This is a genomic window from Lentzea sp. NPDC037011 (genome assembly GCF_055607425.1).
In genome coordinates, this window is the sequence record NZ_JBVJRT010000002.1 from 48,621 (window position 1) to 64,163 (window position 15,543).

Annotated in this window: 1 protein-coding gene; it reads left to right on the top strand. The window is 75.1% G+C overall.

Annotated elements, in window-relative coordinates; genetic code table 11:
* Nucleotides 1-13: 13 nt before the first annotated feature.
* Nucleotides 14-15,526: an SDR family NAD(P)-dependent oxidoreductase gene (locus tag ACZ7CH_RS05085; protein ID WP_470373196.1), complete on the top strand. Its 15,513-nt coding sequence runs from the start codon at nucleotides 14-16 to the stop codon at nucleotides 15,524-15,526.
* Nucleotides 15,527-15,543 lie beyond the last annotated feature (17 nt).

Below are 15,543 nucleotides of genomic sequence, written 5' to 3' on the forward strand. Positions count from 1 at the left end.
TGGCGACACACCGATGACCAACGACGAGAAGCTGCTCGCCTACCTCAAGCGCGTCTCGGGCGAGCTGCACGCGACGCGGCAGCGGCTGCGCGAGGTCGAGACGCAGGACGCCGAACCGATCGCGATCGTCGGCATGGGCTGCCGGTTCCCCGGCGGTGTCACCACGCCGGAACAGCTGTGGCAGCTGGTGACCGGTGGGGTCGACGCGGTGGACGAGTTCCCGTCCGACCGCGGCTGGGACATCGGGCAGCTCTTCGACCCGGACCCCGACGCCGAGGGGAAGACCTACCTCACCCGCGGCGCCTTCCTCGACGACGCCGCGGGGTTCGAGCCGGACTTCTTCGGCATCAGCCCGCGCGAGGCGCTCGCGATGGACCCCCAGCAGAGGTTGCTGCTCGAAACCTCCTGGGAGGCGCTGGAGCGGTCCGGGGTGGCGCCGGGCACCCTGCGGGGCGCGCGCGTCGGCGTCTTCGCGGGCACGAACGGGCAGGACTACAAGGACCTGCTCGCCCGGATGCCGAGCGACCGGGAGGCGGCGCTCGGGACCGGTGTGCTCGCCGCGGTGCTCTCCGGCCGCATCTCCTACACCCTCGGGCTCGAAGGCCCCGCGGTCACGGTCGACACCGCGTGCTCGTCCGCGCTCGTCGCGGTGCACCTCGCCATCCAGGCGCTGCGGGCGAAGGAGTGCACGCTCGCGCTCGCGGGCGGCGCGACGGTCATGGCCACGCCGAACGCCTTCATCGCGTTCAGCCGCCAGCGCGGGCTGTCGGCGGACGGCCGGTGCAAGGCCTTCTCCGACTCCGCGGACGGCACGGGCTGGGGCGAGGGCGCCGGGATGCTCGTGCTCGAACGGCTCTCCGACGCGCGCCGCAACGGCCACGAGGTGCTGGCCGTCGTGCGCGGCAGCGCGGTGAACCAGGACGGCGCCTCGAACGGCCTCACCGCCCCGAACGGACCGTCGCAGCAGCGCGTCATCCGCGCGGCGCTGGACTCGGCCAGGCTCACCCCGGCCGATGTGGACCTGGTCGAGGCGCACGGCACCGGCACCACGCTCGGCGACCCGATCGAAGCCCAGTCCCTGCAGGCGACGTACGGCGCGGAGCACACCCGTGAGGCCCCGCTGTTCCTCGGTTCGGTCAAGACCAACATCGGGCACACCCAGGCCGCCGCGGGCGTCGCCGGGATCATCAAGGTCGTCATGGCGTTGCGGCACCGCACCCTGCCGAAGACGCTGCACGGCGAAGAGCCGACGTCCAAGGTGGACTGGAGCGGCGGCGAGATCCGGCTGCTGACCGAGAACCGGCCGTGGCCGGAGGCGGACCGTCCCCGGCGGGCCGCCGTGTCGTCGTTCGGCGCCAGCGGCACCAACGCGCACACCATCATCGAGGAAGCCCCGGTCGTGGAGCCCGCGGGCGACGGGGAAACGCCGGCGGACCGCCTCGTGCCGGCGGTCGTGCCGTGGGTGCTGTCCGGTCGCACGCCGGCGGCGGTCCGCGCACAGGCCGCGGGACTGGCCGAGCACGCTCGCGACCTGGACCCGCTGGACGTCGCCTGGTCGCTCGCCGGGACGCGCACCGCCCAGCAGTACCGGGCGGTGGTGCTGGGCGCGGACCGCGACGCGCTGCTGGCCGCCGTCGCGCGCGTCGCCGAAGGCGGACCCGCCGCCGTGGCCGGTCGTGTCCGGAAAGGACAGACCGCGTACCTGTTCACCGGACAGGGCTCGCAGCGGCCCGGCATGGGCAGGGAGCTGCACGCCGGCTTCCCGGTCTTCGCGACGGCGTTCGACGAGCTGTGCGAGCGTTTCGCACAGGAGGACGCGGCGCTGTCCGGCTTGCGCGACGTCATGTTCGGCACCGACGCCGAACCGCTGAACCGCACCGCGGTGACGCAGGCCGCGTTGTTCACCTTCGAGGTCGCGCTGTACCGGTTGATCGAGTCCTGGGGCATGGCACCGGACCACGTCGGCGGCCACTCGATCGGCGAGCTGGCCGCGGCGCACGTCGCCGGGGTGCTCGACCTGGACAACGCCGTCCGGCTGGTGGCCGCGCGCGGCAGGCTCATGCAGGCGCTGCCGGAGGGCGGCGCCATGGTGTCGTTGCGCGCCACCGAGAGCGAGGTCCTGCCGCTGCTCGACAGGACCGGCGGACGGGTGGGCATCGCGGCCGTCAACGGACCGCGGTCCGTGGTCATCTCGGGTGACACCGACGCCGTGCAGTCGGTTGCCGCGCAGTTCGAGAAGACCCGGCAGCTGCGCGTGTCCCACGCCTTCCACTCGCCGCTCATGGAGCCGATGCTGGCCGAGTTCCGCGCGGTCGCCGCCGCGCTGACCTACCGGCGCGCGACGATTCCCGTCGTCTCCAACGTCAGCGGCGCGCTCGCCGGGCACGAAGAGCTCGCCGCACCGGAGTACTGGGTGCGTCACGTGCGTGAGGCGGTGCGCTTCCACGACGGCGTGCGCGCCCTCCACAACGCGGGCGTCACCCGTTTCCTGGAGATCGGCCCGGACGCGGTGCTCACCGCGATGGCGCGCGAGTGCCTGGTCGCCGAGGACGGCACCGAGGCGGACGTGGTGCTGGTCGCGACGGCGCGCCGTGAGCGCGACGAGGCCGAGACGCTCCTGACCGCCGCGGCCGGGCTGCACGTCTCCGGCGCCGGTCCCGAGTGGACGGAGCTGGTGCGCGGCGCACGTCCGGTCGACCTGCCGCCGACGGCGTTCCAGCGCGACCGGTTCTGGCCGGAGACGGTTGGGGACACGGGCTCGACGGGCTCGGTCGCCGCGTTCGGTGTCGACGCGGCCGAGCACCCGCTGCTGGGCGCGGTGACGGTGGTCGCCGGTTCGGGCGGGGTGGTGCTCACGGGCAGGCTCTCCACCCGCACGCACCCGTGGCTCGCCGATCACGTCGTGGGCGGCGCGGTGGTGCTGCCCGGTACCGCGATGGTGGAGCTCGCCGTCCGCGCGGGAGACCAGGTCGGTGCGCGGAGCATCGACGAGCTGACGCTCGAGGTGCCCCTCGTGCTCCCACCCGACGGGGCCGTGCGCATCCAGGTCGTCGTCGGCGGGGGACAGGACGACCTCCGGGAGGTCGCGGTGTACGCGCGTCCCGAGCAGGCGGCGCCGGACGAGCCCTGGACGCTGCACGCGTCGGGCCTGCTCGGCTCCGGGCGGACTGAGCGGCCGGCCGGGCTGGACGTCTGGCCGCCCGAGGACGCCGAACCGCTCGACGTCACCGGCCTCTACGAGCGGCTGGCCGAGTCCGGGCTGGACTACGGCCCCGCGTTCCGCGCGCTCACGGCGGCGTGGCGCGGTGCGACCGGTGAGGTGTACGCCGAGGTCCGCCTCCCGGACGGCCCGGCGGCCGACGCCGGCCGGTTCGGTCTGCACCCGGCCGCGTTCGACGCCGCACTGCACTCCCTCGCGCTGCTCGGCGGCGACACCCCGGGAGGTGACGGCGCGCGGCTGCCGTTCCTGTTCACCGGAGTCGCGCTGCACGCCACGGGTGCGGCGGTGCTGCGCGCGCGGCTGCTGCCGCTGTCCGACGGCGAGTTCGCGGTGGAGCTCGCCGACAGCGAGGGCGCACCGGTCGCCACCGCGGCCTCGCTCGTCTCGCGGCCACTGGCGAACCTGCGCCGGGAGCACGACGCGACCGCCGACGCGCTGTACGCCCTCGGCTGGCAGCCGGTGACGCTCGGCGAGACCGGCGGCGACTCCGGCTACCGGGTGCTGATGACGACACCCGGTACCACGCCCGAGGCGGTCCGCATGGCGACGCACGCCGCGCTGGCCGCGCTCCAGGAGGACGACGCGCGGCCGCTCGCGGTCGTGACGCGCGGCGCGGTCGACCACACCGGCGCCGGAGGTGTCACCGACCTGGCCGGTGCCGCGGTGTGGGGCCTGGTGCGGTCCGCCCAGTCCGAGCAGCCGGACCGGTTCCTGCTGGTCGACCTCGAACCCGGCGCCGCCGACAACCTCGCCGAGCTCGTCCCGGCGGCTCTCGCCTCCGGCGAACCGCAGCTCGCCGTCCGCGACGGCCGGGCGTACGCGGCCCGCCTCCTGCGCGCGAACCGCGCCGCGGACGACGACCGGCCCGTGTTCGACCCCGAAGGCACGGTGCTGCTCACCGGTGCCACCGGCGGTCTCGGCCCGGTGCTCGCCCGGCACCTCGTCACCGAGCACGGCGTGCGGCACCTGCTGCTGGTCAGCCGGAGCGGCGCGGGTGCGGAGCTGGTGGCGGAGCTGACCGATCTCGGCGCGGCGGTGACGAGCGCCGCCTGCGACGTGGCCGACCGCGCCGCGCTCGCCGCCGTGCTCGCCGCCATCCCGGCCGGGCACCCGCTCACCGCCGTCGTGCACGCGGCCGGCGTGCTCGACGACGGCGTCGTGGACTCCCTGACACCGCAACGGCTCGACACCGTGCTGGGGCCGAAGGCGCTCGGCGCGCTGCACCTGCACGAACTGGCCGGCGAGGTCTCGGCGTTCGTGCTGTTCTCCTCGATCGCCGGCACCGCCGGCGCACCGGGCCAGGGCAACTACGCCGCGGCGAACGCCCTCCTCGACGCCCTCGCCGCGCACCGCGCCGCGAGCGGTCTGCCCGCGCTGTCGCTCGCATGGGGACCCTGGGTGCCCACCGGTGGGATGACGAGCACGATCGAGGCGGCCGACCACGCGCGGATCGCGCGCGGCGGCATGACGCCGCTGACGGAAGAAGAAGGCACGGCGCTGTTCGACCGCGCCCTGCGCACCGCCGTGCCGGCGCTCGCACCGGTGCGGCTCGACCTCACCGCGTTGCGCGCGCAGGGTGAGTCGCTCGCCCCCGTGTTCCGCGCGCTCGCCGGACGGACCGAGCGCCGCAGGGCCGCCGCGGGCGAGACGGGGACGGCCTTCGCCGACCGCATCGCCGCCCTCGGGGACGAAGAACGCGCCGAGGCGCTGCTGCAGCTCGTGCGCACGCACGTCGCCGCGGTGCTGGGGCACGCCTCACCCGAGGGGATCGAGGCCGACCGCGCGTTCAACGACCTCGGCTTCGACTCGCTCGCCGCGATCGAGCTGCGCAACGCGCTCATCCAGGAGACGGGGCTGCGCCTGCCGGCGACGCTCGTGTTCGACCACCCGTCGTCCGAGGTGCTCAGCAGCTACCTCGGCACCCTCGTCACCGGCGGAGGGCGCAAGCGTCGCGGCCGCACCTCCACCGCCCCCGCGGACGAGCCGCTCGCGATCGTCGGCATGGCCTGCCGGTACCCCGGTGGTGTCACCTCGCCCGACGAGCTGTGGCGGCTGGTGCACGACGCCTCCGACGCGATCACCCCGTTCCCGCGCAACCGCGGCTGGGACGTCGACCGCGTCCTCGACCCGACCGGCGGGCGTCCCGGCACCAGCTACGTCGGCGAAGGCGGCTTCCTGCACGAGGCAGGCGAGTTCGACGCGGCGTTCTTCGGCATCAGCCCCAACGAGGCCGCGGTGATGGACCCGCAGCAGCGGTTGCTGCTCGAAGCCTCCTGGGAGGCGCTGGAAGCGGCGGGCATCGACCCGCAGTCCCTCAAGGGCAGCCGCACGGGCGTGTTCGCCGGTGTGCAGTACCACGACTACCTCGGCAGCTTCGGCACCGGCAGCATCATCTCCGGCCGGATCTCCTACACCCTCGGACTGGAGGGCCCGAGCCTGTCCGTGGACACCGCGTGCTCCTCCTCGCTGGTGGCGCTGCACCTCGCGGGGCAGGCGCTGCGGCAGGGCGAGTGCGGGCTGGCGCTCGTCGGCGGTGTCGCGGTGATGGCGACGCCGGACACGTTCGTGGAGTTCAGCCGGCAGGGCGCGCTCGCCGCCGATGCCCGCACCCACGCCTTCGCCGACTCGGCGTCCGGCACGGTGTGGGGAGAGGGCGTCGGCGTGCTGGTCGTGGAACGGCTCTCCGAAGCACGCCGCAACGGCCACGAGGTCCTCGCCCTGGTCCGCGGGACCGCGGTGAACTCGGACGGCGCCTCCAACGGCCTGACCGCGCCGAACGGGCCGTCGCAGGAGCGCGTCATCCTGGACGCGCTGGCGAACGCGCGCCTCTCACCGTCCGATGTGGACGTCGTGGAGGCGCACGGCACGGGCACCACCCTGGGCGACCCCATCGAGGCGCAGGCGCTGCTCGCCACCTACGGGCAGGAACGCGGCGAGCACGGCGAACCGCTGTGGCTCGGCTCGATCAAGTCGAACATCGGTCACACCCAGGCGGCCGCCGGTGTCGCCGGCGTCATCAAGATGGTCCAGGCGCTGCGCCACGGCATCATGCCGAAGACCCTGCACGTCGACGCCCCTTCGTCCAAGGTGGACTGGGAGGCGGGCGAGGTGCGGCTGCTGACCGAGGCGAGGGAGTGGCCCGCGCTGTCCCGTCCGCGCCGCGCAGGGATCTCCTCGTTCGGGATCAGCGGCACCAACACGCACGTGATCGTCGAGCAGGCGCCCGCCGTGCCCGCCGCGAGCGCCGCCGGGGAAGGAGCGCGGCTGCCCTGGCTGCTCTCCGCGAAGACGCCGGACGCGCTCGCGGGCCAGGCGGCCGCCCTGCGCGACCACCTGAACGCGCATCCCGGGCTCGGCACGCCGGAAGTCGGCTGGTCGCTCGCCCACGGCAGGGCACGCTTCGCGCAGCGCGCGTCCATCACCGGTACCGACGCGGAACGGCGCGAGGCCCTGGCCGCGCTCGCGGCCGGCGGCACCCACGCCGCGCTCACCTCCGCCACCGCGGCGGGCAGGGCCAAGCCGGTGTTCGTCTTCCCCGGCCAGGGGTCGCAGTGGCGGGGCATGGCCACCGAGCTGATCGACTCCTCACCGGTGTTCGCCGCGCGCATGGCCGACTGCGCGGCCGCGCTGAAGCCGTACACCGACTGGGACTTCGACTCCGAGCTCTCCGGCGCGCTGGACCGCGTGGACGTGGTGCAACCACTGCTGTGGGCGGTGATGGTGTCGCTGGCGCACACCTGGCAGGCGGCCGGTGTCACCCCCGCGGCCTTCATCGGCCACTCGCAGGGGGAGATCGCCGCCGCGTGCGCCGCGGGCGCGCTGTCGCTGGCCGATGGCGCCCGTGTCGTGGCGTTGCGGTCGCGCGCCATCGCGGAGGTGCTCGCGGGCACCGGCGGCATGATGTCGGTCGGTGCCGGGGTGGACGACGTCCGGGAACGCCTCGGCGCGTGGGAGGGGAGGCTGTCGGTCGCCGCCGTCAACGGTGCCGCCTCGACCGTGGTCTCCGGTGACGGTGACGCGCTCGACGAGCTGTACGAGCAGCTGGTGGCCGGCGGCGTCCGGGCGAAGCGGCTCCCGGTGGACTACGCCTCGCACAGCGCGCACGTCGAGTCGTTGCGCGAACGCCTCGCCGAGGTGCTCGACGGCCTGCGGCCGAGCTCGACCGGCGTGCCGTTCTACTCGACGGTGACCGGTGAGCCGATCGACACCGCCACGATGGGCGCCGGCTACTGGTACACGAACCTGCGCGGCACCGTCCTGTTCGAACAGGCCGTGCGCGCGGCGGTCGACGCCGGGCACACGCTCTTCGTGGAGGCGAGCCCGCACCCGGTTCTCACCGTGGGAATCCAGGAGACCGACGCCGCGGTGGCCGCTGTCGGCTCGCTGCGCCGCGACGACGGAGGCCTCGACCGGGTCCTCGCCTCGTTCGGTGAGGCGTTCGCGCACGGTGCCGCCGTGGACTGGGCCGCCGTCGCCGACGGTCACGGCGGGCGTCCGAAGCGGGTGGCGCTGCCCGGCTACGCGTTCCAGCGCGAGTGGTACTGGCTCGACAGCACCGCGGCCGGCGCCGACGTGACCTCGCTCGGCCTCGCGCCCACGGAGCACGCCGTGCTCGGTGCGGCGGTCCTGCGCGCGGACGAGGACAGCGCCGTGTTCACGGGACGGCTCTCGCCCGCGTTGCAGCCCTGGCTGAACGACCACCGCGTGGCCGGCCGGCTGCTGTTCCCCGGCACCGGGCACCTGGAGATCGCCCTGCGCGCGGGAGAGCAGGTCGGCGCCGGTGACGTCGCCGAGCTGACCCTCGGCGCCCCGCTGGTGGTGCCCGACGAGGGCGCGGTCCAGCTGCAGGTGGTGGTCGGCGCCGCGGACCCGGGCAACGGCACGCGCGAGGTCGGCGTCTACTCGCGGCCGGCCGACCGCGAGGACGAGGTGAGCTGGACCCGGCACGCCGAAGGTGTCCTCGCCCCGACCGGCACGCTGCCCGCCGTCGCCGGTGCGGACCTGGCCGCCTGGCCACCGGCGAACGCGGAACCGCTGCCGCTCGAAGGGTTCTACGACGAGCTCGCCGAGATCGGGCTGGGTTACGGACCGCTGTTCCGCGGCCTGCGCGCCGCGTGGCGCACGGCGGACGGCCTCTGCGCGGACCTGGTGCTCGACGGTCGCGGCGCCACCGCCGACGGGTTCGGCCTGCACCCCGCGCTGTCCGACGCGGCACTGCACACCGTGGCGCTCGCCGGCGAGGTGCTCGGCGGCTCCGGGTCCGGCCCGATGCTGCCGTTCGCGTGGTCCGGTGTGCGCCTGCACGCCACCGGTGCGACGGCCCTGCGCGCGCTGATCCGCCCGCTGGGCGAAGGCGCGGTCTCACTGGTGCTCGCCGATCCCGCGGGCGGCGTCGTGGCGACGGCCGAGTCGCTGACGCTGCGGCCGTTGCGCACCGACGCACTCGCCGCCGCCGAGCAGGCCGGTGCGAACGGCGCCCTGTACGGCGTCGGCTGGACACCCGTTGCCGTGCCGGACGCCACCGGCGAACCCGTCGCGGCGGTCCTGCGGGCGGCGGCGGGCAGCAGTGCGGACGAAGCGCGCGCCGCGGTGAACCAGGTGTGCGCCCAGCTGCGGGACGCCCTCGCCGCGGACGGTCTGCTGGCGGTCGTGACCGGGTCCGATCCCGTGGGCGCCGCGGTCGCCGGGTTCGTGCGCTCGGCGCAGTCGGAGAACCCCGGCCGCGTGCTGCTCGTGGAGAGCGACGGCGCGGACGTGACGGAAGACCGGATCAGCCAGGCCGTCGCGATCGGTGAACCGCACGTGCTGCTGCGGGACGGCGCGTGGTTCGTGCCGCGGCTCACCAGGAGCACGATCGAGGACACCGAACCGGCGTCCCTCGCGGAAGGGACCGTGCTGCTCACCGGCGCCACCGGTGCACTCGGCACGGCGATCGCGCGCCACCTGGTCACCGCGCGGGGCGTCCGCAACCTCCTGCTGCTCAGCCGGCGCGGCGCCGCGCCGGAGTTCGTCGACGAGCTGACCGCGCTCGGTGCCGAGGTGACGTCGGTTGCCTGCGACGTCGCCGACCGCGCTGCGCTCGCCGCCGTGCTGGCGGGCCTGCCCCCGCAGCGCCCGCTGGTCGCGGTGATCCACGCCGCGGGCGTGCTCGCGGACGGCGTGCTGGAGTCGATGACGCCGGAGCGCGTGGACGCGGTGTTCCGGCCCAAGGTCGACGCCGCGTGGAACCTCCACGAGTTGACGGCGGGCAGTGCGCTGGCGGAGTTCGTCGTGTTCTCCTCGTCGGCCGCCACCCTCGGATCGCCGGGACAGGCCAACTACGCGGCGGCGAACAGCTACCTCGACGCGCTCGCGCGGCACCGGCACGGACTCGGACTGCCCGCGCGCTCCCTCGCGTGGGGCCTGTGGGACCAGTCGGGCGGCATGACCGGCACGCTCGACGAGACCGACCGCTCGCGCATCGCGCGCGGGGGTGTCGCGCCTCTGTCCACAGCGGACGGTCTGGCGCTGTTCGACGCCGCGCTGCGCGGCAGCGAGCCCGTCGTGCTCCCGGTCCGGTTGGAGCTGGCCGCGTTGCGCGCTCAGGGCGAGGACCTGGCGCCGTTGTTCCGCGGCCTCGTGCCGGTCCGCCGCGTCGCGGCGGGCAGGGCGAGCACGAACGGCGCCGGCGGGCTGCGCGAACGGCTCGCCGCCGTGGCCGAGCCGGACCGCGAACCACTGCTGGTCGACCTGGTCCGCGAGCACGTGGCGGCCATCCTCGGCTACCGGTCGGCGCAGGAGGTCGACCGCACCCTCGCGTTCCGCGAGCTCGGGTTCGACTCCCTGGCCGCGGTGGAACTGCGCAACGGCCTGTCCAGGGCGACGGGCCTGCGGCTGCCCGCGACGCTCGTGTTCGACCACCCGACGTCCGCCGCGCTCGGGCGGCACCTGCTGGACGAGTTCGCGGGCACGATAGCCACGGCGGTCAGCGCGCCGCGCCCGAAGGCGGGCGGGGCCTCGGACGAGCCGATCGCCGTCATCGGCATCGGCTGCCGGCTTCCCGGTGGGATCGGCTCTCCCGAGGACCTGTGGCGGGTCGTCGCCGAAGGCCGTGACGTGGTGGGCGAGTTCCCGCAGGACCGCGGCTGGGACGTCGCGAACCTGTACGACCCCACCCTCGACCGGCCGGGCACCAGCTACACGAAGCACGGCTCGTTCCTCGACGGTGCCGCCGACTTCGACCCCGGCTTCTTCGGCATGGACGACGAGGAGGCGCTCACCACCGACCCCCAGCAGCGGTTGCTGCTGGAGACCTCGTGGGAGGCGCTCGAACGCGCGTCGATCGACCCCGTGACCCTGCGCGGCTCCGACACCGGTGTGTTCGCGGGCGTGATGTACCACGACTACGTCGGCAGTGCCGGTTCCGGCAGCGTGGTGTCCGGCCGCGTGGCGTACGAGCTGGGACTCGAAGGGCCGACGCTGTCGATCGACACCGCGTGCTCGTCGTCGCTCGTCGCGCTGCACCTCGCCGTGCAGTCGCTGCGGCAGGGCGACTGCGCGCTGGCGCTGGCCGGTGGCGTGACCGTCATGGCGACGCCGGGAACCTTCGTGGAGTTCAGCAAGCACCGCGGGCTCTCGCGGGACGGCCGGTGCAGGCCGTTCGCCGACGGTGCCGACGGCACCGGTTTCGGCGAGGGCTCCGGCGTGCTCGTCCTCGAACGGCTCTCCGACGCCCGGCGCAACGGCAGGCGCGTGCTGGCCGTCGTGCGGGGCAGCGCCGTGAACTCCGACGGCGCGTCCAACGGCATCACCGCTCCGAACGGGCCCGCGCAGCAGCGCGTGATCCGCAGGGCGCTCGAAGCCGCAGGACTTGCACCGTCCGATGTGGACGTGGTGGAGGCGCACGGCACGGGCACGACGCTGGGCGACCCGATCGAGGCGCAGGCCCTGCAGGCCACCTACGGCGCCGGCCGGTCCGCGGACACGCCGCTGTGGCTGGGATCGGTGAAGTCCAACCTCGGTCACACGCAGGCCGCGGCGGGCGTCGCCGGGGTGATCAAGATGATCGAGGCGATGCGTGCCGGGACGATGCCGGCGAGCCTCGGCGTCGACGCCCCCTCCCGGCACGTGGAGTGGGAGGGCGGCAACGTCCAGCTGCTCACCGAGTCGCGCCCGTGGCCCGCGTCCGGCCGTCCCCGCCGCGCCGGTGTGTCCTCGTTCGGCATCTCGGGCACCAACGCGCACGTGATCATCGAAGCCGCGCCGGAAGACGAGGTACCGGCGATCGAACCGGCCGCGCCGGACACCGGTGTCGTCCCGTGGCTGCTGTCCGGCCACACACCGGAGGCGTTGCGCGCGCAGGCCGCCCGGCTGCTGGACCACGTCACCGGGGGTACCGGGGAACCGATCGCGGTGCTCGCGGGTGGACTGGCGAGCGCCCGCACCCGGCTGCGGCACCGTGCCGCCGTGCTCGGCGGCACCGTCGAGGAACTGACCGGCGGGCTGCGCGAGGTCGCCGAAGGCCGGTCGCCGCGCACCGGCGCGTCGGGCGCCGCCACCGAGGGCAAGCTCGCCTTCCTGTTCTCCGGACAGGGGTCGCAGCGAGCGGGCATGGGCAAGCGGCTCCGCGAGGTGTTCCCCGTCTACGCCGAGGCCTTCGCCGAGGTCCGCGCGCACCTCGACCCGCTGCTCGAACGGCCGCTGGACGACGTGCTCGACGACGCCGCCGCGCTGGACCGCACCGGGTACACGCAGCCCGCGCTCTTCGCGCACCAGGTGGCGTTGTTCCGGCTGCTCACCGCGCTCGGCGTCCGGCCGGACGCCGTCGCGGGGCACTCGGTCGGGGAGTTCGCGGCCGCGCACGTCGCGGGTGTGCTCGACCTGCCCGACGCGTGCCGCCTCGTCGCCGCGCGCGGCAGGCTCATGCAGGAGCTGCCCGCGGGCGGCGTGATGATCGCGATCAAGGCCACCGAGGCCGAGGTGGCGCCACTGCTGACCCGGGACGTGAGCATCGCCGCGGTCAACGGCCCGTCGTCGGTGGTCGTGGCGGGCCCCGCGGAACCGGTGCGGGCGATCGCGGCGCGGTTCGGCCGCACACGGGAGCTGAAGGTCAGCCACGCCTTCCACTCGTCCCTGATGGACCCGATGCTCGCCGAGTTCCGCGAGATCGCCGAGTCGGTGAGCTTCGGAACGCCGCGCATCGCGTTCGTCTCCAGCCTGACCGGGACGGCGGTCACCGGCGCCGACCTGGCCTCACCCGGGTACTGGGTGCGCCACGCGCGCGAAGCGGTGCGGTTCGCCGACGCGGTCGGCGCGCTGCACGACGCGGGGGTGCGCCGGTTCGCCGAGGTCGGCACCGGCAACGCCCTCACCGCGGCCGCGGTCGAATGCCTGCCGGAGGACGGCAGCGCGGTCGTTCCCCTGCTGCGCAAGGACTCCGACGAGGCCGCGTCGGTGGTGTCCGCGCTCGCCGCTCTGCACGTGCACGGTGCCGCTGTCGACTGGACGGCGCTGCTGCCGCACCGCGACGGCGCGGGCCTGCCGACGTACGCCTTCCAGCACCGGCGGTTCTGGCTCACCAGCGGCGCCGCGGCCTCGTCCGGGGGCGGGCACCCGCTGCTGGGCACCGCCGTCGACCTCGCGGGCAGCGAGGGCGTGGTCCACACGGCACGGCTGTCGCTGGCCGAGCAGCCGTGGCTCGCCGAGCACGCCGTGGGCGGCGTGCCGCTGCTCGCGGGCGCGGCGTTCGTGGAGCTGGCGCTGGCCGCCGGTGCCGGGCTCGGCTGTGCGCGGATCGACGAGCTGCTGGTCACCGAGCCGCTGGTCCTGCCGGACCACGCGGCGGTGCGGGTGCAGTGCACCGTGGGGGAGCCCGACGACGCCGGACGTCGTGAGTTCCGCTGCTACGCGGCGGTCGGGAGCGAGCCGTGGACGCTGCACGCGTCCGGCCTGCTGCGGCCCGCGCACGGGCAGACGGCCGACCTCGGTGCGTGGCCTCCGCCGTCCGCGGAACCCGTCGCGCTCGACGGCGTGTACGAACGCTTCGCCGAGCTGGGCGCGGACTACGGTCCCCGCTTCCAGGGCCTGCGCTCGGCCTGGCGGCGCGGCGAGGACGTCTACGCCGAGGTGGAGGTGCCGCGCGAGCCGGTCGCCCCGGAGCCGTTCCTGCTGTACCCGGCGTTGCTGGACGCGGTGCTGCACGGCATCGGCCTGCGCTCCGGCGAGGAGCCGGAGCGGATCCGGCTGCCGTTCGCGTGGAACGGCGTGGAGCTGGCGACGCGGGGAGCGACCGCGCTGCGCGTCAGGATCAGCCCGAGCGGTGGCGACGCCGTGCGGGTCGTGGCCACCGACGCGACCGGCCGCCTGGTGTTCACCGTGGACTCCCTCGCCCTGCGCGAGATCCGGCCCGAGCAGCTCTCCGCGGCGGCGTCCGGCGGGCACGAGCACCTGTTCCAGCTCGCGTGGACGCCGCTCGCCGTGCCGTCCGCTCCGAGCGCGGGACGGTGGACCGTGCTCGGCCAGGGCGACGTGCCGGACTCGCGGTGCAAGGAGGTCGCGAGCGTGCTCGAGGAGGCCGTCGCCGAGGTGGTGCTCGCCAGGGACCTCCGCGAGCTGGACAGCACGACGGACACGCTCGTCGTGCTCGCCGAGCCCGGCGGCGACGGTCCTGACTCCGCGCGTGCCGCCCTCGAACGGCTGCTCGCCCTGGTGCGGGACTGGCTCACGGACGACCGGTTCGCCGACATGACGCTCGTGGTGGTCACGCACGGCGCGGCGGGGCCGGACCCGACCCGTCCCGGTCAGGCGGCCGCGTGGGGGCTGCTCCGCTCGGCACAGACGGAGAACCCCGGCCGCGTGGTGCTCGCGGACCTCGAAGCCCCCGACACCGCGGGGAGCTCCTGGCGAGCGCTGCCCGGTGCCGTGGCGTCCGGCGAACCGCAGTTCGTCGTGCGCGAGGGCCACGTCGCCATCCCCCGGCTCGTGCGTGCCCCGAAGCGGGCCGCGGGCCCGGCCGACTGGTCCGGGGGTGTGCTGGTGACCGGTGGCACGGGTGCGCTCGGCGCCGCCGTCGCACGGCACCTGGTCACCGCGCACGATGCCGACCGGCTCGTGCTGGTGAGCCGCAGTGGTCCCGACGCCCCCGGAGCGCTCGCGCTGCGGGACGAGCTGGCCGGGGCAGGTGCCGAGGTGACCGTCGTCGCCTGCGACACCGCGGACCGCGCGGAGCTGGCCAGGGTGCTCGACGAACACCCGGTGTCCTCCGTCGTGCACACCGCGGGTGTGCTGGCCGACGCCGTGCTGACCTCCCTGACCGCCGAACGGCTGAGCGAGGTCCTGCGCCCGAAGCTGGACGCGGCCTGGCACCTGCACGAGCTGACCCGTGACCGGGGCCTGAGGCGGTTCGTGCTGTTCTCCTCGGCGGCGGGTCTGCTCGGCAGCCCGGGACAGGCCGGGTACGCGGCGGGCAACGCGTTCCTCGACGCGCTCGCCGAACACCGCCGTGCGCTCGGACTCCCCGCCGTGTCGCTCGCCTGGGGACCGTGGGAGGGGGCCGGCATGGCCGCCTCGCTGGACGACGGCGACGCCGGCCGGATGAGCAGGGGTGGTGTGCTCCCGCTCGCCCGGGAGGCCGCGCTCGCGTTGTTCGACACCGCGACGGCCGGGGAGGCGGGGGAGTCCGCGCTGCTGCTCGCCGCCGTGCTCGACACCTCGGCTCCGCGCGATGCCGCTCACGTGGCCCCGTTGCTGCGCGGGCTCGTCAGGGTGCCGAAGCAGCAGGCGGCGGCGTCCGGCTCCGGTGCGGCGGCGGCGTTGCGGCGCGAGCTGGTGGCGCTGGACGAGGAGGGCCGCGCGGAACGGCTGGTGCGGCTCGTCGAGGAGGAGGTGCGGTACGCGCTCGGCGTCGAGCGGATCGAGGAGGGCCTGTCGTTCAAGGACCTCGGTTTCGACTCGCTCAGCGCCGTCGAGTTCCGCAACCGCCTCAACGAGGCCACCGGTCTGCGGCTGCCGGCGACGCTCGTCTTCGACTACCCGAACCCGGACGCGCTGACCGCGCACCTCGCGGCACAGCTCGAGCCCGTGACGCCCGCTCCGCGTGGCGGCGACGGCGCCGAAGCGGACGTCCGGGCGGTGCTCGCGTCGATCCCGGTGGGCAGGCTCCGCGAGGCCGGTCTGCTCGACACCCTGCTCGCGCTCGCCGAGCCCCGTCCCGCCGCCACCGGGACGAACGCCCCGGTGGCCGACGCGCTGGACGATCTCGACACCGAAGCCCTCATCAGTCTCGCCCTCGGCGAGACCGGCGACGAGTTCGCCGGCGAAGGGCTGTGACATGGAGGCACGGATGG

Coding starts and splice junctions, on each gene's coding strand:
- ACZ7CH_RS05085 (WP_470373196.1), top strand. CDS start 14: ATGACCAACGACGAGAAGCTGCTCGCCTACCTCAAGCGCGTCTCGGGC.